Below are 21,294 nucleotides of genomic sequence, written 5' to 3' on the forward strand. Positions count from 1 at the left end.
TGGTGGCTGGGGTCCTTTAGAGGATTCGCCCTTCGGGGGAGAGGAAGAAACGGTCCGTGGTGGCTGGGGTCCTTAGAGGCGTACCCGCTTCGGGCGAGCGGAGGAAGACGATCCCTCGTGGTCGGGCCCCTGTAGAGGGATGCCTTCTCCCCGGGAGCGGAAGACCGGATACCCGGAGAACATTCATGGGCGCCGCAATAGGGTTGTGGCGGATCAAGGGGGATGAATGGAGCCGGTGTCGGTCGGGTTGGTCGGGGCGGGGCCGTGGGCGGAGCGGGCGCACGCGCCCATGCTGGCCAAGAGTCCGCATCTCCGGTTCGCCGGGGTGTGGGCCCGGCGTCCGGAGGCCGCCGCCCGGCTGGGGGCGCCGGTGTTCGAGCGGGTCGAGGAGTTGTTCGACGCGTGCGAGGCCGTGGCGTTCTGCGTGCCGCCGGGCGTACAGGCCGAATTGGGGGTACGTGCGGCGCGGGCCGGGAAGGCGTTGCTGCTGGAGAAGCCGCTCGCCGACTCGCTGGAGAACGCGCGGCGGCTCGCCGACGCCGTGCGGGAGGCCGGTGTGGCCTCCCAGATGGTGCTCAGCATGCGTTATATGAAGTCGGTCAGGGAGTTCCTGGCGCGCTGCGCGGATATCGAGGCGTTCGGCGGTCACGCCGCGAACATCTCCAATGTTCTGCTGGGCGACCACCCGTTCGGCACCCCGTGGCGGCTCGAGCGCGGGGCGCTCCTGGACGTCGGGCCGCACGTGGTCGATCTGCTCGACGCCGCGCTCGGCCGGGTGATCGGCGTACGCGCGCACGGCAACCCGCTCGGCTGGACCGGACTGTTGCTCGATCATGAGGGCGGCGCGGTCAGCGAGGCTTCGATGTGCATGGCCGCCGCCGGTGACCTGCCGCCGGCCGGCGTCGCGGTGTACGGCAGGACCGGCAGCGTGACGCTGCTGCCCGGTGACGACGACGATCTGTTCGAGACCCTCGCCGAGGAGTTCGCGCGGACCGTACGCCAGGGCGGCGGCCACCCGCTGGACGCGGCCCACGGGCTCAGGTTGCAGGAGATCATCGCCGAGGCGGAAGCCCAATTGGGCACCCCTTGACTTAACGCCCATCTGGCGCATTGATAGCGTCTGTCCGACGCGCAGAGTTGCAGCGAAGTCCGGTGCGAGTCCGGCGCTGTCCCGCAACTGTCATAGCCAGGTCGCCTGCCTCCGCGCTGACGTCATCAACCCTCGTGGAAAAGGGTGATCCGTCGCTCTCAAGCGGGTCTCTCGGTTCCGACAGTGTGAAAGGACTTCTCGTGAGGCCCGTACGCACGGCCTTCGCGGGCGCGCTGCTGGGAACGCTCGTTCTGACCGGATGCGGTCAGACCAGCACTACCACCACCCCGTCACCCGCGAGCCCCACCGGCTCCACCGGCACGACCGGCTCGACCAGTTCCGCCGCCTTCCCCGTGACGGTCGAGGCGGGCAACGGCAAGGTCACCATCGCCAAGAGGCCGGAGCGGATCGTCTCGCTCTCCGCCAGCCACACCGAGACGCTCTTCGCCATCGGCGCGGGCCCGCAGGTCATCGCGGTGGACGACCAGTCCAACTACCCGGCCGGTGTCCCCAAGACCGACCTGTCCGGCTTCAAGCCGAACGTCGAGGCCATCGTCGCCCAGAAGCCCGACCTGGTCATCGTCTCCAACGACATCGACAAGATCGTCGCGGAGCTGGGCAAGGTGAACGTGCCGGTCCTGCTGGAGCCCGCCGCCACCAAGCTCGACGAGGCGTACGACGAGATCGCCGACCTCGGTGCCGCCACCGGCAACACCGAAAAGGCCGGACAAGTCGTGACAGGCATGAAGACGTCCCTGGACAAGCTCTCGGCGAACGCCCCCAAGGACAAGAAGCTCACCTACTACCACGAACTCGACCAGACCCCTTACGCGGCGACGTCCAGTACGTTCATCGGGCAGATCTACGCCATGTTCGGCCTCACCAACATCGCCGACAAGGCGCCGGACCCGGCGGGCGGCTACCCCAAGCTGTCGGCGGAGTTCGTCGCCCAGGCCGACCCCGACCTGATCTTCCTGGCGGACGTGAAGTGCTGCCAGCAGAGCAAGGACACGCTGGCCAAGCGCCCCGGCTGGAAGGGACTGTCGGCCGTCAAGGGCGACCAGGTGATCCAGCTCGACGACGACATCGCCTCGCGCTGGGGCCCGCGGGTCGTCGACCTGGCGCAGACCATCAGTGACGCCGTCGGCAAGGCGGCCACCCGCCAGTGAGGTCCAGACCGATGTGGACGGCGGGCGCGCTGGCCGTGCTCGCCGTCTCCATGGTCGCCGGGCTGCTCGGCGGGGCCGCCGACATCTCGCCGTGGCAGGTGGTGCTCCAGGCCCTCGACTGGCTGCCGTACGTGAACGTGGACTCGGGGCTGGCACCCGTGGAGAAGGGGCTGCTGTTCGAGCTGCGGCTGCCCAGGGTGCTGGTGGCGGCCGTGGTCGGCGGGCTGCTGGCCATCGCGGGGGCCGGCTATCAGGGGGTGTTCCGGAACCCGCTGGCCGACCCGTACCTGCTGGGCGCCGCGGCCGGAGCCGGGCTGACCACCACCGTGGTCATCGTGCTCGTGCCGACCCCCGTCGTCGGCATCCCGGTGGCCGCCTTCGCCGGGGCGGTCGGCGGGGTGTTCCTCGCGTACGTGCTCGGCAACACCGCCGGGCGCTCGGGCGGCACCGCCACGCTGGTGCTCGCCGGAGTGGCCGTCACCTCGTTCCTCACCGCGATCCAGACGTTCATCCAGCAGTTCAAGGTCGAGCAGTTGCAGCGCATCTACTCCTGGATCCTGGGTGATGTGGGCGGCGGCTGGGACCAGTTCTGGCTGGTCCTGCCGTACGCCGTCGTCTCGGCCGTGCTGCTGCTCGCGCACGGGCGGATGCTGGACGTGCTCTCGGTGGGGGACGAGGAGGCCACCAGCCTCGGCGTCCGCGCCGGGCGGGTACGGCTGGCGGTCCTGCTCGCCGCCTCCCTGGCCACCGCGGCGGCCGTGGCGGTGAGCGGGCTCATCGGGTTCGTCGGGATCGTCATCCCGCATGTGGTCAGGCGGCTGGCGGGCGGCTCCTACCGCATCGTGCTGCCGCTGTCGCTGATCGGCGGCGCCGCCTTCCTCGTGCTCGCCGACCTGGTCGCGCGCACCGTCATCGCCCCGGCCGAGCTGCCCATCGGGGTGGTCACCATGTTCGTCGGCGCGCCGTTCTTCGTGGCCGTCCTGCGCATGACCCGGCAGACCGCCACATGACCGCCACCACGGGCCCGGTGGATCGCCACGTGGCCGCCGACGCGGCCCGGCCGGCCCGGATGATCGAGACGAGCGCCCTTTCCGTACGGCTCGGCGAACGCGAGGTGCTCACCGACGTCGACCTCTCGGTACGGCGCGGCGAATGGCTGGCGATCATCGGCCCGAACGGCGCCGGAAAGTCCACCCTGCTCAAGGCCGTCATGGGCGTCGTCGGCCACCAGGGTGACGTCACCGTCGACGGCAGGCCCGCGACCACGCTCAGGCCCAGGGACCGGGCCAGGCTGGTCGCCTACGCCCCCCAGACACCCTCGCTGCCGCCCGACATGACCGTGTACGAGTACGCCCTGCTCGGCCGCACCCCGTACATCCCCTACCTCGGCAGCGAGAGCCGCCGCGACAAGGAGGTCACCAGGTCCGTGCTCGAACGTCTCGACCTCACCGAGTTCGCCGGCCGCCGGCTGGGGGAGCTGTCCGGCGGCGAGCGGCAGCGGGTGGTCCTGGCCAGGGCGCTGGCCCAGGAGGCGCCCGCGCTCCTGCTCGACGAGCCCACGACCGCGCTCGACCTCGGGCACCAGCAGCAGGTGCTGGAGCTGGTCGACCGGCTCCGGCTCGCCGACGAGCTGACCGTGGTGACGACGCTGCACGACCTGACCCTCGCCGGCCAGTACGCCGACCGGCTCCTCCTGCTCGCCCGCGGCCGGGCCGTCGCTGTCGGACAGCCGGGACAGGTGCTCACGGAGGCGCTGGTCGGCACCCACTTCGACGCCCGGGTGGAGATCGCGCCGGGTCCCGGAGGCCGACCCGTGGTGCACCTGGTAAGAGGTGTCTCGTAAAAGAGGAGCCGGCATATCGGGACGAGGATGTCGTCCTGACGGGATCTGGTGGCATATCAGGTTGTTCTGTAGGGGCCTGGTGGCGTATCGGGTCGAGGGCGTCGTCCTGAAGGGGGTCTGGTGGAGCTGACGTATCGGGTCGAGGACGGGGAGCGGCTCGGGTCGCTGCTGTGGGAGTTCGGGCCGGGGTGGCGGATGATCTCGTCGGCGCTTCTGGGCGGGGGGATCGGGGAGCGTACGTGGGTGCTGAACGCGCAGGTCGTGGCGGGCTACTCGCGGATGGACCCGGTCGAGCACCTGCTCGACCTCGGGCCTGACGGCAGCGGGGTCGGGATGATGACCGCCGCCTCGGTGGAGCGCTACGCGCGGGCGGCAGACGGCGGTGCGGAGGTCGTGGCGACGGTCGGGTTACGCGTCCCCACCTGGGCCGCCGCCCCTGAGGGCGCCACCGACCCCGAACTGGCCCCGATGCTCAGCACCACTGCGCCGCCCGTGGGCACGATCAACCTGATGGCCGCGGTGCCGGTCGCGATGACCGACGCCGCCCTGGTCAACGCCGTGATGACGATGACGGAGGCCAAGTCGCAGGCGCTGATCGAGGCGGGCTTCCCGTGCACCGGCACCGCCTCGGACGCCCTGTGCCTGGCCGTACGCGCTGACGGGCCGCAGGAGCTCTTCGGCGGCCCGCGCTCGACCTGGGGCGCCCGCCTGGCCCGCGCCGTCCACTCCGCCGTCCACCAGGGCGCGGCCTCCTGGCGCCCCCGGACCTAGGACGATGGTCGCCCCACGACCGCCTCGATCTCCTGTGACGGTCCGCGGTGGCTGAGGACCTTGTGGAGGGATACCCCCTTCGGGGGATCCGGGGGAGAGGAAGAGCGAACGTCCGCAATCACTGGATCAGCGGGTGAGGCCGTAGTCCTCCTGGGCGCCGCGTTCCGTGACGTGGCCCGCGTCGAGGTCGGCGAGCACCGCTTCACGGTCTCGCTCGTACGGGGAGCCCATTCCGCCCCCGCCCGTCGTCTCCACCACGAACGCCTCACCAGCGGCGAACCGCACGTTGTTCACCTTTGACGCGAGCCGCTCGACCGTCCCGTCCAGGTGGCGCTTGAAGAAGCCGCCGACCCGCCCCGGCATCCCGCCGTCGCGGCCCGGCGGGGCCAGGCGCAGCCGGTCGCCGCGCGTGGTGACGTGGCAGTCCGCCAGGAACCGGTACACGGTCCGCGAGCCCAGCCCGCCGCGCTGCCGTCCGGGGCCGCCGGAGTCGGGGATGGTCTCGATCGACTCCACGATCAGCGGGCAGCGGCTCTCCACCGGCTCGGCCTGCGGCACCGAGTTGCGGCCGATGCCGAAGTGCACGCCTGTCGCGTCCGGCCCGTCGAGCCCCCGCCGCGCGCCGACGCCGCCGAAGTCGTACGACAGGTGGATCCAGTACGGCGCCCCGACGGCCGCGATCGAGAACGGCTGGAGGATGCCGCTGGGCGCGATGGCCCGCTCCGGGACGGCGTCCGACAGCGCCTGGAAGATGGCCTCCATGGCCGCGTAGATCGGCACGTACCGTCCGCCGCACGGGTAGGGGGAGCGGGCGTTGAGCAGCGAGCCCTCCGGCAGCCGTACGTCGATCGCGCGCAGGCAGCCGTCGTTCATGGGGATCGTCGGATCGAGGAAGCAGCGCACCGCGAACACGGCGGCGGCCAGCGACTGGGACGCGGACGCGTTGATCGCCGCCGGCACCTGCGCCCCGGTCCCGGCGAAGTCCACCACGGCCCGCATCTCGGGCGCCTGACGCTCGACGCGCCCGCCATGGCGTTCCAGAGTGATCGCCACCCGGACATCATGCGATTTTTCGGGGTCTATTCCGTCGTCGTCGATCGGGTACGACGCCTCGAACCAGCCCTCCGGAAGGTCGGCCAGCGCGGCCCGCGTCCTGGCCTCCGTGTAGTCGAGGTAGTCGTCGATCCCGCTCGCCAGCCCCGCGGCCCCGTACTCCGCCACCAGCGCGCCGACCCGGGCCGCCGCAACGGCGGTGCCCGCGACGAGTGCCCGTACATCACCCATGACCTTGTCCGGCGTACGGCTGTTGGCCCGCAGGATGGCCTCCACAGCCGGTTCCAGACCGGCGGCCGTGGCCAGCCGTACGGGAGGCAGCTGGAGCCCTTCGAGGAAGATGTCGGTGGCCAGCGGTGCCATGCCCCCGGCGGACAGCCCGCCCAGGTCCGACACGTGGATCATGGTCGCGGCGAAGTACACGGGCCGGTCCCCGACGAAGACGGGCCGGTAGACGAGCAGGTCGTTGGTGTGCACGCCGCCCCGGTAGGCGTCGTTGAGCACGTACACGTCACCGGGACGCATCATCTCCAGCGGCACGTCCCGGACGAGCTCCGGCAGGGCGACCTTGAGCGCCATGCTGTTCATCAGCGTGGTGGCCATGGAGTGCGCGATCAGCCGCCCGCGCGCGTCCAGGACGGCGGCGGAGGCGTCGGACCCCTCGACGATGAACGTCGAGTACGCCGACCGCACGACGACGATGCTGGCCTCCTCGGCGGCGACCACCAGCGCGTTCCGCAGCACCTCGGCGGTCAGCACGTCACTCATGCGGCTCCCTGGTCAGATGTACGGCCCGCGCCGGGCCCAGCGTGGCGGTCCACCCGGGCGGCACCACGATCGTGGACTCGGCGTCCTCGATGATCCCCGGGCCGGGAAGCACCGCCAGCGTGTCGCGGGTGTGCACCGGCACCTCGACATACCCGCCCACCTCGGCGAAGTACGCGGACCGCACTCCAAAAGGCCCCGAAGAAGCCATGGGGACGTCGGTGACCGCCGGGACCGGGGCGGCGGGCAGGGTGACGCGGACCCGGTAGCTGACGATCTCCACCTCGCCCCGCTGCGAGATCCCATAAACCCGCTCGTACCGGTCGAAGAACCGCGCCTCCAGTTCCGTACGCGACGAGCTCCACGGCACCGTCAGATCATGCGACTGCCCCCGGAACCGCACGTCCACCGACCGTGAGACCCGCACCTCCGGATCGGACGGCGACACCCCGAGATCCTCCGCCGCCGCAGCGGCCAGCGAGTCGAACACCTCCGCGGGATCCCCGGCGTCCAGCCGCGACAGCACCCGGTCCGTCGACAGGTCGCCCACCAGCAGCCCGGCCGCCGACGCGACGCCGCAGTGGGCGGGCACCACCACGGTCTCGATCCCGAACCGCTCCGCCACCCGCGCCGCGTGCATCGGCCCCGCCCCGCCGAAGGCCACCAGCGCGTACCCACGCGGATCGATCCCCCGCTGCACGGTCACCACGTGCACGGCCGAGGCCATCGAGGCGCTGACGATCTCGTGCACGGCGTGCGCCGCCGCCGCCCTGGACACCCCGAGCGGCCCGGCCAGCCGCTCCAGCGCCTTGTCGGCGAGCGGCGCGGACAGCGGGATCGACGCCGAGGTCAGGTAGCCGAGCACCAGGTTCGCGTCCGTGACCGTCGGCTCGGAGCCGCCCAGCCCGTAGCAGGCGGGTCCGGGCTCGGAGCCGGCCGAGTGCGGGCCGACGCGCAGCGCTCCGGCGGCGTCGAGCCAGGCGATGCTGCCGCCGCCCGCGCCCACCTCCGCCAGGTCGATGGCCGGGGTCTTGATCGGCACGCCGGTCCCGGCCCGCCGCCCGCCGAAGCTGCCCTTGCCGCCGACGTGGAACTCGTGCGTGATCTCCGGCCGCCCGTCACGCACCACGCAGGTCTTGGCCGTCGTCCCGCCCATGTCGAAGGAGATGACGTTCGCGAACCCGCTGCCCGCCGCCGCGAGCACCCCGGCCGCCGGGCCGGACTCGATCATGGCGACCGCCCGCCTGGCGGCCAGCTCGGCGGAGATCACGCCGCCGCTCGACTCCATCACGTGGACGGGCGCCCGCACGCCCAGCGAGGCCAGCTGGTCGCGCAGCCTGGAGAGGTACGAGGCCATGATCGGTCCGATATAGGCGGACATGATGGTCGTCGTGGCCCGCTCGTACTCGCGGATCTCCGGCCATACCTCGGACGAGACGACCACGTTCTCCACCGATTCGCGGAGGATCGCGGCCACCTGCCGCTCATGGTCGGGGTTGGCGTAGGAGTGCACCAGGCACACCGCCGCCGACGTGATGCCCCGCCGCGCGATCTCCGCCGCCACCCGCCGTACGGACTCCAGATCGAGGGGCGTCAGTACGGCCCCGCGCGCCGACACCCGCTCCACCACCTCGAAGCAGTCGCCCGCGGCCACCGGCGGGGGCGGCGGGGTGAAGCGCAGGTCGTAGCGGTCCTCCTCGACCCGGGCGTATCGGCCCAGGGGGACGACCGAGCGGAAGCCCTGAGTGGTGACGTAGGCCACCCGCACGCCCTTGCGTTCGAGCACGGCGTTGGTGGCCAGCGTGGTGGCGTGCACGACGCGGGTGACCAGCGCGGGGTCCACGCCGTCGAGCACCCGTGTAACACCGTCCGTAATTCCGGCGATGGGGTCGTAGGGGGTGCTCAAACACTTGATTACCGTTACGTCGCCCACATGACCGCGCAGGACCACGTCGGTGAAGGTACCGCCTACGTCGATGCCGATCGCGTAGCCCATTCCGGTACCGTAGACGTCCAAGCAAGCGCTTGTCTACGAGCACGTCTATTGACTTCCGGCAGGTGATTGAGACCCTTATTTCGATAACTGCGAAATTGGAGCGGAGATGGCACGTCTCACAGCTCTTGCCGGGGGTGTCGCGGCGACACTCGTCCTGCTCGCCCTGCCCGCGTCGGCGCACGAGCACCCCAGCGGGATCACCGACCTGGTCACCCCGGCCGTGGTTCGCGTGGAAGCCTCCTCTCACATCGAGATCACTCTGCTCGATCACGTAGGTGAGCTGATGCATGTGGAACGGTCCTACGACGTTCCCTTAGGCGTGGGTACGGGCATTGTGGTCAACCCGGAGGGCGCCGTCGTCACCCTCACCCGCGTGGTCAAGACCGACAAGGACGTGGCGGTCTACGCGGCCAACAAGATCTTCGCCGAGCACCACAAGGTGAAGATCCCGATCGACTTCGAGCGGCACAAGGTCAAGGACGACCTGCTCGAGCACCACTTGAAAGAGTGCTACCCGCCCAAGACCAACGTGTCGACCTGCATCATCAACGTCACCACCAACGTCACGATATTTCCGAACGTCTCCCCGGCCGACCCCAAGGGCATCAAGGCCGACATCGTCAAGACCGGCCCGCTGCCCGACAGCCCCGCCGTCCTGATCCCCACGGGCCGGACCGTCGGCAGCGTCGGCATGCCCACCGCGCCCCTCGCCGACAAGGTGCCCGACCAGCAGGGCTCGCCCACCAATGTGGCCGGGTTCACCGACCGGCCCGGCGCGAACGTCAAGGAGGCCGTGGAGATCGCGCACCTGGGCAAAGGCGGCGGCGGACAGGACGCCGGCCGGAGCTTCGCCGACCCGGAGAAGAAGGTCGACGAGCCCGTGAAGCTCGGCGCCCTGGTCGATCGCGGCCTGCTCGGCGCGCCGGTCATCGGCGACAAGGACGGCCACGTCATCGGCATGCTGATCGGCGGCGGCAAGGAAGCCAGGATGATCGGCGTCAGGGAGATCCTCGCCGCGCTGGCCAAGGCCGGGGTCGCACCGCGCCGTGGCGCCATCGACGCCGCCTTCGAGGCGGCGCTGACCCGCTACCACACCAAGTACTACACCGAGGCCGCGCCGGGCTTCCAGCGCGTGCTGGAGCTCTACCCGGGCAACGTGGTGGCGGCCAAGCTGCTGCAGACCTCGCTACAGAAGCGGGGCGGCCCGGAGGACGCGGGCAGCAGGCAGACCGTGGCACCGGCGCCCAGGAGCATGCCGCTCTGGCCGCTCATCGTCGCCGCCGGGGTGCTGTTCGTGGCCGCGGGCGCCGGGGCGTTCCTGCTGTGGCGGCGCCGCCGTACTCCTGACGACCAACCGGACCAGCCACCACCGCTGGTCGCGGCGGCAGCGGCGGCGGCCTCGGCCTCGGCGGTGTCGTCGGCGCCGACCTCTCCGCCGGTGCCGCTCGACGAGGGCGCGAACCAGACCGTCGTGGTCCGCAGGTCGCAGCCCTTCCAGGTGGTCCCGCAGCAGAAGCAGGTGCTCACCGCGCAGGACCAGCCGTCCGTCAAGTACTGCACCGCGTGCGGAATGCGGCTGGGGGCCGCGCACCGCTTCTGCGGCTACTGCGGCCACCCCATCGAGACGTGATGCCCGTGAACGACAGATCACTCGTGGGCCAGGAGGTGGCCGGCTATTACATCGAGGACATCGTGGGCAAGGGCGGCATGGCCGTCGTCTACCTGGCGCTCGATCCGAGGCTGAGCCGGCGGGTGGCGTTGAAGATCCTGAACCCGGTGCTCAGCGTCGACGACCGGTTCAGGCAGCGCTTCATCCTGGAGTCCCGGACGGTCGCCAGCATCGAGCACCCCAACATCATCCCGATCTACGAGGCGAACGCCGACGCCGACGGCGTGCTCTACATCGCCATGCGCTACGTCGACGGGCTCGACCTGCGCCGCCTCATCTACGACCGGGGGGCGCTGCCGATCGCGCAGGCTAACCAGATCATCGCCCAGGTGGCCGCCGCGCTCGACGCCGCGCACGCGCACGACCTGATCCACCGCGACGTGAAACCGGCCAACATCCTGCTGGCCGGGGACCACGTCTACCTGACCGACTTCGGCATCACCAAGCACCGCACGTCCATCTCCGGGCTGACCCAGACCGACCAGTTCATCGGCACGCCCCGCTACATGGCGCCCGAGCAGATCAACAAGGAGCACATCGACGGGCGCTGCGACCAGTACGCGCTGGCCTGCGTCGCCTACGAGGCGCTGTCGGGGCGGCTGCCGTTCCCGCGTGACAACGACATCGCGCTGCTCTGGGCGCACCTGGCCGAGCAGCCCACGCCGCTGTCGCAGGTCAGGCCGGAGCTGCCGGTCGAGGTCGACGGCGTGATGATGCGGGCGCTGGCCAAGTCGCCCGAGCAGCGCTACCCATCGTGCACGGCGTTCGTCACCGCGCTGCGCGACGCGATCAGCGGCCAGCCCGCCGGGCCCTCGCCCACCCCGTCGTCGGCCGTACGCCAGCGCCAGAAGGCGGCCTCCGCCACCTCCGGCCCGAGCAAGCTGCCGCTCGTGGTGGCCACGGTGATCGCGGCCATCGCGGCGCTGTCCCTGGTCGTGCTGCTCATCATGACCCAGAAGGGCGACTCCTGGGCCCGCTACCAGAGCACCACCGCCGCCCCGCTCACCTTCGAGTACCCGGCCGACTGGACCGTCAAGACGCACGGCGACCTGTTCGTGGTGGCCTCGCCGCACGCCGCCGAGTTCGAGTCGATGTTCGTCTCCGGCGCGGCCGCGGACTGGACCACGGTGAACGAGGTCATCACCAGTGACGCCGACAACGCCGTGGGCGTGTACGTGCAGGTCTCCGACGCGCTCAGCGCGAGCGCGACCGCCGCCCAGATGAAGGCCATGCTCGAAGGGCTGCTGCCCGGCGAGATCGTGGTGGACCAGCCCGTACCCGACCGCGCGGGCGACAGCGACGCCACCCGGTACGACGGCTCGCTGCGCGACCGCAACAGCGGCAACCGGCTCGGCTTCGTCAGCTACGTCATCGACCGCCGGCCCAAGCCGCTGCTGGTGCTGTACTTCTGCGCCAAGAACCGCTGCGACGACAGCATCGAGGGCCGCGTCAGGCAGAGCGTCCACCTCTCCTGACATCTCACCATGCGGACGTGTTTGTCGGTTTTGGGCGTCCCTATATGTATATTTTCCCGTAGAAGATGCCTATCGCGGGAGATATTTCATGCAGGCGTTCCCCAGGGTGCTGTTCGACGAGGCCCACAGCGAGTCGTGGACCATCCGGCGTGACGTGGCCGAGGCCATCAATCCGGCCCACCCCGACGACAACAGCTACGTCCGCGCGGCCGAGCTGCTGCGGCGCCTGGGGCACACGGTGACGGCCCGTTTGACCGGATCGCTGGACGCGGGAACGCTCCAGGAGCAGGACGTCCTGGTCATCGCGCATCCGTCGGGGGAGCGGTGGGAGCGCACCACGGGCCAGGGCAGCCCGGTGTTCTCCGCCGCCGAGCTCGACGCGGTGGAGGCGTTCGTCGCCGGTGGCGGCGGGCTGGTGGTGCTGGCGGAGGAGGAGCAGGACAAGTACGGCAACAACCTGGCGGAGTTGCTGGGCCGGTTCGGGGTGGGTGTGACGCACGCCACGGTGCGCGATCCCGGGCACGCCCACCGTGGGGTGGCGACCTGGGTGCTCGGCGAGCGGGCCACGAGTGACGGGCTGCTGGCCGGGGTCAAGGCCGCCTGCTTCTACCGCTCCGGCGCGCTGACCCTCGCGGACTCGTCGGTGGACGCGACGGCGGCAGGTGCGCGTCCGTCGGTGGACGCGACCGTGCTGTTCGCCAGTTCGGGGAGCGCGGATCCGGCGGGGGCGCCGCTGGCCGTGGCGGTGCGGCACGGGCGCGGCCGGGTCGTGGTGTTCGCCGACTCGGACCTGTTCGGCGACGACTCGATCGAGGACTACGACCACCGCGTCCTGTGGGGGAACGTGGTCACCTGGGCGGCCCGCGTGCCGGACGACGGCGCCGCCGGCTCCCGGGACGAGCGGAAGGCGGACCTGTTCGCCGCCCTCAAGGCGACGGTCGAGGAGCTCCGGCCGCTCCAGGTCAAGGACGGCTCGGTGCCCGCCGACAAGCCGCAGGCGAAGGCGCTGGTGGCTGTGATCGACGGCAAGCTCGCCGAAATATCGCCATATTTCCCGCAGGACGCCGCCTACCTGGCCGCCGTTCGCGCCGACCTGGCCAAGTGGAGTGCGCAGGATCTGGGCGTACCGGACTTCCTCGACTCCCTGGAGCTGTTCCACCCCGACACCCAGCGCGTGGACGGCCTGGAGCACCTCGTGGTGTTCCCCATGTACACCCAGAACGGCAATCCGAACCGCACCCTGGAGGCCGTCTGGCTCCGTACGATCTGGCCGGACTGGCTGGCCGAGCTGGAGTCGTCCGGCTACGACAACCCGATGTTCGTGCCGATCGCCTTCGAGGACTTCACCTCAGGCTACGACACGCACTCGGCCGTGCTCTTCCCGGAGACCGTCGCCGTACGTCAGGCGCCCGAGCGGTTCACCTGGGGCGGCATCTTCGCCGACCGTGAGGCCGCCAGGTTCCGGAGGGTCGCCACGGCCGCCACGGCGACGCTCAAGCTCGACCTGCCGCCGGACGCGGCCAGGCTGCTGGAGTCGCAGCGGCTGGCCCAGGACACCTTCGTCATGTGGGACCTGATCCACGACCGTACCCACAGCCACGGCGACCTGCCGTTCGACCCGTTCATGATCAAGCAGCGCATGCCGTACTGGCTCTACTCGCTCGAAGAGCTGCGCTGCGACCTGACGGCCTTCGGCGAGGCCGTACGGCTGGAGGAGAAGGGCGTGCCGCATGCGCGCTACGTCCAGCACGCCATCCTGTTCGACCGGCTGTTCCGCTTCCCGATCACCGGTGACCGGGTGCGCAACTACGACGGGCTCGGCGGGCAGTTGCTCTTCGCGTACCTGCACCGCAACGACGTGGTGCGGTGGACCGACAACCGGCTCACGGTCGACTGGGAGCGCGTGGCGGGCGGCGTGGCCGATCTGCGGGGCGAGGTGGAGAAGCTGTACCGGGACAGCATCGACCGGTCCAAGCTGGCGCACTGGCTGGCCGCGTACGAGCTGGTGAGCGGGTACGTCGAGCCGAGCCCCGGATCGACGTGGGCCAAGGGGATCCAGGCGCTGCCGGAGGAGCAGAAGGCCAAGGTGGACGCGGTGCTGCCGGACGAGTTCCCGCTGAGCATGTTCTATGAGGCGCTGCGCCGTAAGCTGGCCGAAGTGGTCGAATCGACTAAGGGGATCCGGGCATGATCATTCTGGTTACGGGTGCCGGCGGTCCCACAGGCCAGGCCGTCTCCGGATTTTTCCGGAAAAATGGGCACACTGTGCTCGGGGTCGGCAGGGACGACGTCGACCTTCTCGACCGCGCGGCCGTACAAGCGCTCGCGGACCGCATCGCCACCGAGCACGGCCACATCGACGGGGTGGTGCACCTGGTCGGCGGCTGGCGCGGCGCGAAGTCGTTCGCCGAGACCGACCTCGACGACTGGGACGCCCTGCACGACCTGCTGATCCGCACGCTCCAGCACGTCTCGCTGGCCTTCGAGCCGCTGCTGCGCAAGAGCCAGAACGGCCGCTTCGTGATCGTCTCCGCCAAGGCGGCCCAGCACCCCACGGCGGGCGGCGCCCCCTACGCCGCCGCCAAGGCGGCCGCGGAGGCGTGGACCCTGGCCCTGGCCGACGCCCTGAAGGACACCGGCAGCGCGGCGGTCATCCTGGTGGTCAAGGCCCTGGTGAACGACGCCATGCGCGCCGCCAAGCCGGACGCCCGTTTCACCGGCTTCACCGACGTCAATACGCTGGCAGAGGCGATCGGCGACCTCTACGACCGGCCCGCCGCGCAGCTCAACGGCACCAGATTGGACCTCACTCAGTGATTCCCCGGCACGACCCGCAGCTCAAGAGCTTCGCCAGCGACAACTACGCGGGGGTACACCCGGAGATCCTGCGCGCCATCGCCGACGCCAACGGCGGCCACCAGATCGCCTACGGCGACGACGTCTACACCGAGGCCCTGCTGAGCGTCTTCCAGCGGCACTTCGGCGAACGGGCCCAGGTCTGGCCGGTGTTCAACGGCACCGCCGCGAACGTCGTCTCGCTCCGCGCCATGACCGCCCCATGGGAGGCGGTCATCTGCGCCGAGACCGCCCACATCCACACCGACGAGGGCGGCGCGCCGGAGGTCGTGGGCGGCATCAAGCTGCTGACCGTACCCACGCCCGACGGCAAGCTCACCCCGGAGCTGATCGACCGCCAGGCCTGGGGCTTCGGCGACGTCCACCGCGCCCAGCCCCGCGTCGTGTCCATCTCCAACACCACCGAACTCGGCACCCTCTACACCCCCGAGGAGATCGCGGCCGTCTGCGCCCACGCGCACGAGCGCGGCCTCCTCGTCCACCTCGACGGCTCCCGCCTCACGAACGCCGCCGCCGCCCTCGACGTCCCGCTGCGCGCGCTGACCACCGACGCGGGCGTCGACGTCCTGTCCTTCGGCGGTACCAAGATCGGCCTGCTGTACGGCGAGGCGGTCGTGGTGCTCAACCCCGAGGCGGCCGGCGGCATCGACTACATCCGCAAGACGTTCATGCAGCTGTCGTCGAAGATGCGTTTCGTGTCCGCGCAGTTCGAGGCGCTGCTCTCCGGCGACCTGTGGCTGCGCAACGCCCGCCAGGCCAACGCCATGGGACAGCGGCTGGCGGCGGCGGTCCGCGACATTCCCGGCGTCGAGGTGCCGCGCCCGGTGGAGGCGAACGCGGTGTTCGCGGTGCTGCCGCGTGAGGTGACGGAGCGGCTGCAGAAGTGGTTCCGGTTCTACACCTGGAACGAGGCGACGGGGGAGGTGCGGTGGATGTGCGCCTTCGACACCACGGAAGCGGATGTGGACGCCTTCGCGGCTGCGATCCGGGAGGAAATGGGCTGACTCTTTGGGCCTCGCGCTCTCTCAGTGCTCGCGCGGCTCTCAGAGGTCTCAGGACTCTCAGGAGTCTCAGGAGTCTCAGGAGTCTCAGGAGTCTCAGGAGTTGAGGGCGAGGCGGGCGGCCTGCCAGCCGCCCATGCCATGCACGGCAGCCCCGGGCGGCGTGGCCGCCGAGCAGAGGAAGACTCCCGGCAGCGGCGTCCGCCAGGGCGCCGCCGACCACACGGGCCGCCTGACGAACTGCCCCAGGCTCGCCAGCCCACCCCCGATGTCGCCGCCCACCAGGTTGGGGTTGGCCGCCTCCAGCTCGGCGGGCCCCATCGCGTGCCTGGCCAGCACCCGGTCGCGGAACCCCGGCGCGAACCGTTCGATCTGCCCCTCGATGGCGTCCGTCATGTCGACCCGGGACCCGTTGGGCACATGACAGTAGGCCCACAACGTGTGGCCGCCCCGGCTGTCATCGGCCGCGTACGGCTGCACGAGCAGCACGTACGGCCGAGGTGAGTGCCGCCCGTGAGCCATCTCGGCCTCGCTGAGCGCGATCTCTTCCAGCGTGCCCCCGAGGTGTACGGTCCCGGCCGCCGCCACCGCCGGATCCCGCCACGGCACGGGCCCGTCGAGCGCCCAGTCCAGCTTGAACACCCCAGGCCCGTACCGATAGCGCTCCAGCCCCCTGCGATACCCGGCCGGCAGCTCGGCCATCGTCAGGAACTGCCGGGGGGTCACGTCGAGCACCACCGTCTCGGCGTCCAGCTCCCGCAGGTGACGTACCCGATGGCCGGTGACCGCCTCCCCGCCCAGCGCCCTGAGCCTGGCCACCAGGGCGTCGGCCAGGACCTGCGACCCGCCTTTTACGACTGGCCACCCCACCAGGTGAGCCAGGGCCGCCAGGAGCAGGCCGTACCCGCTCGTCATGGGCGACCGCAGGTCGAGCATCGAGTGGGCGGCCATGCCCGCGAGCACCGCCCGCCCCTCCACGGTCCGGAACGCCCGCCGGCCGAGCGTCGTGACCGGCAGCCCCGCCGCCACCCCGAACCTGGCCGCCTGCGCGAACACCCGAGGCCGCGGCTCCCACGGCCCGAGCGGCTTGAGCAGCAGATCGACCAGCGGCAACCCGGCCCGCGCCGCCGCCCCCACCGTCCGCTCCCACACCACCGCATCCCGCCCCAACCCGGCCGCGGTACGGCGGGCATCACGGTGCACGAGTACAGCGGGGCGATCGTCGAGCGGATGCGCGGCCACGACAGCGGGATGCACGAACTCAACCGAACCGAACTCGCCCCCACGAGCCTCGCCCCCATGGAGGCCGGGCTCTTTGGGGCCGGATCCACTGATGCCGAGCTCCCTGAAAGCAGGAGAGGCCAGCGCCATCGCCATCACGGTCGCACCCAGATCATGCACCCGCCCGGGCAGCGTCACCTCAGCCGACCGCAGCCCCCCGCCGAACTGCTCGGCCGCCTCCAGCAGCAGCACCTCACGCCCGGCCTGAGCCAGCAGAATGGCGGCGACAAGCCCGTTCGGCCCGGACCCCACCACAACGGCATCGGCACCCACCTCAGCCCAGCCTCATTCCATGGTCGGCACTCACCTCAGCCCCGTCACATCCATGATGGTGCGCGCTGACTTCAAGCCCGCCGCAGCCCGCTCATTTGCCCTGAGACGCCGAGCGGCTCACTTCTTGTCCTGAGGACGCTGAGCGGCTCACTTCAGGATCGTCGGATACGGCTGCGCGCCGCGCTGCTTGAGCATCTCGGTCATGAGCTTGATCTCGCCGGTCTGCCCAGTGACGATCTTTTGCGCCATGCTGACCACCTCGTCCCGCGTGGACAGCTTCAGCAGACCCTCGGCCATCTGCACACCGCCCTCGTGGTGGCGGATCATCAGCTGCAGGAAGAGCACCTCGGCAGCCGTACCTTGCAGCTCCTTGAGCTTGGTCAGCTGATCCGGCGAGGCCATGCCCGGCATCGCCCCGCCCACGGGAACGGCGGCGGGGGCGGCCGACGTGCCCGACCCGCTGTGCCCGTGCCCGGCCATCCAGGCCATCGGCCGGCGATCGGTGGCCTGGTCGAGCTCCCACTGCTGCAACCACCCCTGGAACATGCCCCGCTGGTTGGACTGGGTGGTGATGATGTCGTAGGCCAGGTTTCTGACGTCCTTGGACTGCGTCTTGTCCCTGATCGTGAACGACATGTCGACGGCCTGCGCGTGATGCGTGGCCATGTCGCGAGCGAATCCGGCCTCCGCCGAAGCGTCGCCGGGGGTGCCGCTCCGACCCCATACGAGGAAGATCACCGCTCCGGCGAGGACGAGCACGGCGCAGGCGATGAGCAGTGAGTTCTTGGCGGGCTTTTCCATGGCTCGTCCAGCGTACCCATCTCATCGCCGAGGCGTGCCCGGGTACTTAAGACGCTCTTATTCTCCGCATACTGCACTAGGGCATAGGGTGACCCGGAGTTGGCATGCCGATGGAGGAACGATGACGAAGGAGAAGGCGCAGGCGCGGCGCGAGCATCTGCAGAAGATGCGAGCGCAGCAGAAGAGCAAGGAGCGCCGCGCCGCGCTGTTGATGTGGGGGGCAGGCGGACTCGTCATCGTGCTGCTCGTCGGATTGGTCGGTTTCTACTTGGTCAAGCAGGCCAAAGAGACGTCATTGGGGGCTGTGGCCAACTACAAGTACGACGCGGGTCAGCACGTCTGGAACGCGGTCACGTACAAGGAGACCCCGCCGGTCGGCGGCCAGCACAACAACTACTGGCAGCAGTGCGCGGTCTACGACAAGCCGATCCACAACGAGCACGCCGTCCACTCGCTGGAGCACGGCGCCCTGTGGATCACCTACCGCCCCGACCTGCCGAAGGCGCAGATCGACGCGCTGAAGAAGACGGCTACCTCGACGGGTCAGCAGGACTACATGCTGGTCAGCCCCTACCCGAACCTGCCCGCTCCGGTCGTGGCATCGTCCTGGGGCCACCAGCTGAAGCTCGACAAGGCCGACGACCCGAAGCTCGCGGCGTTCATCAAGAAGTACCAGAACGGCCCGGACACCCCTGAGGCCGGCGCCATCTGCGGCGGCCCCGACGCCATCACCACGACGGCAGACCAGGCCCCCCTCCCCCCGGAGCCCAAGGGCCAGGCCAGCCAGCCCCCCACGGAAATGATCAGCCCCAGCCCCACCAACAAGTAACCCCCAAAGCGCGGACCTTCAGGCGTGTCTCCCAGGGGGCTCCGCCTTTCGGCGGGGGCCTGCCGGCCCCCGCCACCCCCGGACGCGATCCCGTCGCGGAAGGCCAGCAGGCGTTAACCGTGCTGAGCGCCAACTTGGTCGCCGGGCCGTTGACGTCGGATCTCGGTGCGCCCAGGCAGCCCCCAGATTTGGGCGCCGAGCTGCCGCAACGGCTTATGCCGTCTCGGGCGGCCAGAGTTGTACCCGGTAGAGGTCGACCTCGACGATGTCGGCGGGGAAGTCGGGCTCCTCGGTGTTGGACAGGACTCTGTGCAGAACACGAGCCAACCAGGCGCTGTCGCGCTCGCCCGTGTCGAACTCAAGGTATTCGTCCCACTCCTCCGCGAAATGCTGAGCAATGCCGATCAGACCGGTTCGCAGGTGGAGACGGCCTTCCCACATGCGCTCCCAGGAAGGGAGCGGGCCCGGTTCGGCGTCCCAAAGTTCGTAGCGAACGTGGATCGGACCGCCGGGGGATATGGCGCTGGCGATGTCGACGCCGTTGGGGCCTGCTCCGATTCTCGGGAGCGTCCACCTGCCCGAGGCCTCCCCTGGATGAGGGCTGCCTGTGGGCTCGCCGTTCTCCATTTGGGTGATGAGAAAATCCGAACCCAGGTGGATGCGCAGGCTGTCGTGGGCGCTCCTGCGAAGGACTGCCATTAGGGGTTTTTCTTCCTGTGATGGGGGAGAGAGTCCGATGCATGTCGTAGCCGCACGCGCCGGGACGTTCCTGTCAGCCGAACAAGTGGGCATAGGCGGCCTGGAGTGGCAGTCGCAAACACCATAGGCGATTAGAGCCGGCTTCCGACTTGTGATTGGCTTGTTCGCGGGCACTCAGTCCACTTTCGGTCCGAGACGCAAACGGCCTGCCCAACGTGACGATTCAGATCCTCACGAGCGCTGTGGGTGCGCATCCCGGCGCGACCACTCCTTTCCCCATCCTGGCGTTTCCTGAGGTCCATGACCCGACGTGGTCTACATCGAGACGCTCACGAGTAGCCTGTGGATTGAGGACGACAGTGAGGTTCATCGATACAGCCTTGCCTTTGATCAACTGCGCGCGATCGCTGTGAGCCCCGATGAGTCGGCAGAGTTGATCTCTCGGGCGGCTGACCGTCTACAGATGGAAAGAGGGCCCGCGAACCATGCACAGCAACCCGATCGACCCTGCCACCCTCATCTGGCGGAAGAGCCGGCGCAGTGACGGAGGCAATGGGTGTGTGGAAGTCGCAGTTTCTGACGCCGCACCATCCGAAGCCCTCCACAAGGCCAACCGCGGACCTCTGATGCTCATCCGCGACAGCGAAAACCCCAACGGTCCCGTCCTGGCTTTCACCGCTCTTGAGCTCGAGGCATTCTTCGGCGGCATCAAGGACGGCGAATTCGACGACTTGCTCTGATCGGCCCTGCAGCAATCCGAGTCTCGTCATTGCCCTAAAAGGCTTTGCGCGTCTCGCTTACAAGCGCCCGCCCGCGCCGTTGCCTTCGTCCCCGCCACGACAATACGCAGGCGATCTCGGTCTTGCCGGCGTTAATTGGTGTTCCAGTCCATCCTCGGGCCCCAGGTAGGCAATCCGGGGGCCCGGGCATGCAGCCATCCGCCCATGGCCACCACCGGCACCCCGTCAAGACGGCCGGGCCGGGTCGTGTGTTAGCAGAGCCAGACGGAAATGATCAGCCCCAGCCCCCCGACAAGTAGCCCCAAGCTTGGGCCTTTTTTGGCGGTCGGGCGGCGCCTCCCAGGGGGCTCCGCCCCCTTCGATCGTCGCTGCGCTGGATGCCAGACTGTCGGCCCAGTGGGTGAGCGGTGATGAGGTCTACGGCCAGGATCCGCGCCGACGCGGCCTGCTGGAGCAATGCGGGGTCGGCTACGTGCTGGCGATCGCGGGCAACCGGCGGGTAAACCTGGATGGAACCGACAGCAGCGCCGCCGATATCGCCGTCGGCGTGGCCGATCGGCACTGGCATCGCTAACGCGCCGGCCATGGCGTCATAGGCCCGCGCTGGTATGCCTGGGCCTGGGCGCATAGACGAAACCACGGCCGAGGGATACCGGTGGCTGCTGATCCGCCGCAATCTGGCCACCGGTGAACTGGCCTTCTACCGCTGCTCCGCACCCACGGAGAGGCCGCTGATGGCCCTGGTGAAGACCGCGCGGGTATCCGTTGGGCGGTGTCACTGGAGTACTAGGGGATGGCCGACGCGCTGTGGTGCCTTGACGCCCGGGCATGCGCTGGCCGAAGGTGAGCGAATGATCGTCACTTTACGTGCTCGTGATGTAACAATGGGTGTCATGCCGTCCCCCCGACATGACACTCTCATCAAGCTGTTCGCCGATCGCCCTCAACTGGCGGTGGAGATCCTGCGTGACTTCCTGGGGGCG

General features: G+C 69.8%; 20 protein-coding genes and 1 riboswitch. Of the genes, 15 read left to right on the plus strand and 5 right to left on the minus strand.

The genetic code is table 11. The features are described 5' to 3' along the window. Positions 1 to 226 precede the first annotated feature (226 nt). The 5 genes from AB0B61_RS50295 (at position 227) to AB0B61_RS50315 (ending at position 4,873) form a co-directional block, all read left to right on the plus strand. Positions 227 to 1,090 (plus strand): Gfo/Idh/MocA family oxidoreductase, encoded by an 864-nt coding sequence (locus AB0B61_RS50295; protein ID WP_358448273.1) that lies wholly within the window; start codon positions 227 to 229, stop codon positions 1,088 to 1,090. Positions 1,091 to 1,097: 7 nt separating this feature from the next. Further along, a riboswitch (cobalamin riboswitch) is annotated at positions 1,098 to 1,218 on the plus strand. A 72-nt stretch (positions 1,219 to 1,290) separates the two neighbouring features. Continuing rightward, on the plus strand, positions 1,291 to 2,259 hold the full coding sequence (locus tag AB0B61_RS50300; RefSeq protein ID WP_358448275.1) for an ABC transporter substrate-binding protein: 969 nt from the start codon (positions 1,291 to 1,293) through the stop codon (positions 2,257 to 2,259). Positions 2,260 to 2,270: 11 nt separating this feature from the next. Beyond that, positions 2,271 to 3,269: an iron ABC transporter permease gene (locus AB0B61_RS50305; RefSeq protein ID WP_358448311.1), complete on the plus strand. Its 999-nt coding sequence runs from the start codon at positions 2,271 to 2,273 to the stop codon at positions 3,267 to 3,269. Then, positions 3,266 to 4,102, plus strand: a complete 837-nt coding sequence (locus AB0B61_RS50310) for an ABC transporter ATP-binding protein (RefSeq protein ID WP_358448277.1) — start codon at positions 3,266 to 3,268, stop codon at positions 4,100 to 4,102. The genes AB0B61_RS50305 and AB0B61_RS50310 overlap by 4 nt, the downstream gene beginning before the upstream one ends. Before the next feature lie 120 nt (positions 4,103 to 4,222). Continuing rightward, on the plus strand, positions 4,223 to 4,873 hold the full coding sequence (locus tag AB0B61_RS50315; protein WP_358448279.1) for an adenosylcobinamide amidohydrolase: 651 nt from the start codon (positions 4,223 to 4,225) through the stop codon (positions 4,871 to 4,873). 126 nt (positions 4,874 to 4,999) lie between these two features. On the opposite strand, the gene AB0B61_RS50320 is transcribed toward AB0B61_RS50315, so the two are convergent. Both AB0B61_RS50320 and AB0B61_RS50325 read right to left on the minus strand, forming a co-directional pair. Beyond that, positions 5,000 to 6,694, minus strand: coding sequence for a hydantoinase B/oxoprolinase family protein (locus AB0B61_RS50320; protein WP_358448281.1), 1,695 nt, complete (start codon positions 6,692 to 6,694; stop codon positions 5,000 to 5,002). Beyond that, positions 6,687 to 8,687 (minus strand): hydantoinase/oxoprolinase family protein, encoded by a 2,001-nt coding sequence (locus tag AB0B61_RS50325; protein ID WP_358448283.1) that lies wholly within the window; start codon positions 8,685 to 8,687, stop codon positions 6,687 to 6,689. The genes AB0B61_RS50320 and AB0B61_RS50325 overlap by 8 nt, the downstream gene beginning before the upstream one ends. 106 nt (positions 8,688 to 8,793) lie before the next feature. Here AB0B61_RS50325 and AB0B61_RS50330 point away from each other — a divergent pair, with 106 nt between their 5' ends. The 5 genes from AB0B61_RS50330 to AB0B61_RS50350 all read left to right on the plus strand — a co-directional run bounded on the left by AB0B61_RS50330 (position 8,794) and on the right by AB0B61_RS50350 (position 15,691). Further along, on the plus strand, positions 8,794 to 10,317 hold the full coding sequence (locus AB0B61_RS50330) for a hypothetical protein (RefSeq protein ID WP_358448285.1): 1,524 nt from the start codon (positions 8,794 to 8,796) through the stop codon (positions 10,315 to 10,317). Next, entirely contained in the window at positions 10,317 to 11,831 is a 1,515-nt protein-coding gene (locus tag AB0B61_RS50335) for a serine/threonine-protein kinase (protein ID WP_358448287.1), read from the plus strand. The genes AB0B61_RS50330 and AB0B61_RS50335 overlap by 1 nt, the downstream gene beginning before the upstream one ends. A gap of 88 nt (positions 11,832 to 11,919) precedes the next feature. Continuing rightward, a complete protein-coding gene (locus AB0B61_RS50340; RefSeq protein ID WP_358448289.1) occupies positions 11,920 to 14,022 on the plus strand; it encodes a DUF6421 family protein in 2,103 nt (700 codons plus the stop codon). Then, the gene (locus tag AB0B61_RS50345; protein WP_358448291.1) at positions 14,019 to 14,648 is read left to right on the plus strand and encodes an SDR family NAD(P)-dependent oxidoreductase; all 630 of its coding nucleotides are present in this window, start codon (positions 14,019 to 14,021) and stop codon (positions 14,646 to 14,648) included. Before AB0B61_RS50340 ends, AB0B61_RS50345 begins: the two co-directional genes overlap by 4 nt. Next, on the plus strand, positions 14,645 to 15,691 hold the full coding sequence (locus AB0B61_RS50350; RefSeq protein ID WP_358448293.1) for a low specificity L-threonine aldolase: 1,047 nt from the start codon (positions 14,645 to 14,647) through the stop codon (positions 15,689 to 15,691). Before AB0B61_RS50345 ends, AB0B61_RS50350 begins: the two co-directional genes overlap by 4 nt. 93 nt (positions 15,692 to 15,784) lie before the next feature. Here the strand turns inward: AB0B61_RS50350 and AB0B61_RS50355 are convergent, their stop codons facing one another. Continuing rightward, positions 15,785 to 17,242, minus strand: coding sequence for an NAD(P)/FAD-dependent oxidoreductase (locus AB0B61_RS50355; protein WP_358448295.1), 1,458 nt, complete (start codon positions 17,240 to 17,242; stop codon positions 15,785 to 15,787). 147 nt (positions 17,243 to 17,389) lie between these two features. Continuing rightward, entirely contained in the window at positions 17,390 to 18,043 is a 654-nt protein-coding gene (locus AB0B61_RS50360) for a DUF305 domain-containing protein (protein ID WP_358448297.1), read from the minus strand. Positions 18,044 to 18,164: 121 nt separating this feature from the next. Here AB0B61_RS50360 and AB0B61_RS50365 point away from each other — a divergent pair, with 121 nt between their 5' ends. Continuing rightward, complete coding sequence (locus AB0B61_RS50365) at positions 18,165 to 18,872, plus strand: DUF3105 domain-containing protein (protein ID WP_358448299.1); 708 nt, start codon at positions 18,165 to 18,167, stop codon at positions 18,870 to 18,872. A 213-nt stretch (positions 18,873 to 19,085) separates the two neighbouring features. On the opposite strand, the gene AB0B61_RS50370 is transcribed toward AB0B61_RS50365, so the two are convergent. Then, complete coding sequence (locus AB0B61_RS50370) at positions 19,086 to 19,571, minus strand: hypothetical protein (protein ID WP_358448301.1); 486 nt, start codon at positions 19,569 to 19,571, stop codon at positions 19,086 to 19,088. Between the two features lie 155 nt (positions 19,572 to 19,726). Between AB0B61_RS50370 and AB0B61_RS50375 the strand changes: the two genes are divergently transcribed. The 4 genes from AB0B61_RS50375 to AB0B61_RS50390 all read left to right on the plus strand — a co-directional run bounded on the left by AB0B61_RS50375 (position 19,727) and on the right by AB0B61_RS50390 (position 20,885). Continuing rightward, positions 19,727 to 19,984 (plus strand): Scr1 family TA system antitoxin-like transcriptional regulator, encoded by a 258-nt coding sequence (locus tag AB0B61_RS50375; protein WP_358448302.1) that lies wholly within the window; start codon positions 19,727 to 19,729, stop codon positions 19,982 to 19,984. Beyond that, positions 19,882 to 20,115, plus strand: a complete 234-nt coding sequence (locus AB0B61_RS50380; RefSeq protein ID WP_358448303.1) for a Scr1 family TA system antitoxin-like transcriptional regulator — start codon at positions 19,882 to 19,884, stop codon at positions 20,113 to 20,115. The genes AB0B61_RS50375 and AB0B61_RS50380 overlap by 103 nt, the downstream gene beginning before the upstream one ends. After that, the gene (locus AB0B61_RS50385; RefSeq protein ID WP_358448305.1) at positions 20,057 to 20,311 is read left to right on the plus strand and encodes a DUF397 domain-containing protein; all 255 of its coding nucleotides are present in this window, start codon (positions 20,057 to 20,059) and stop codon (positions 20,309 to 20,311) included. The genes AB0B61_RS50380 and AB0B61_RS50385 overlap by 59 nt, the downstream gene beginning before the upstream one ends. Before the next feature lie 400 nt (positions 20,312 to 20,711). Continuing rightward, entirely contained in the window at positions 20,712 to 20,885 is a 174-nt protein-coding gene (locus tag AB0B61_RS50390; protein WP_358448307.1) for a hypothetical protein, read from the plus strand. Positions 20,886 to 21,294 lie beyond the last annotated feature (409 nt).

The sequence above is a fragment of the Nonomuraea sp. NPDC049158 genome, assembly GCF_040648335.1.
Classification (GTDB): domain Bacteria; phylum Actinomycetota; class Actinomycetes; order Streptosporangiales; family Streptosporangiaceae; genus Nonomuraea.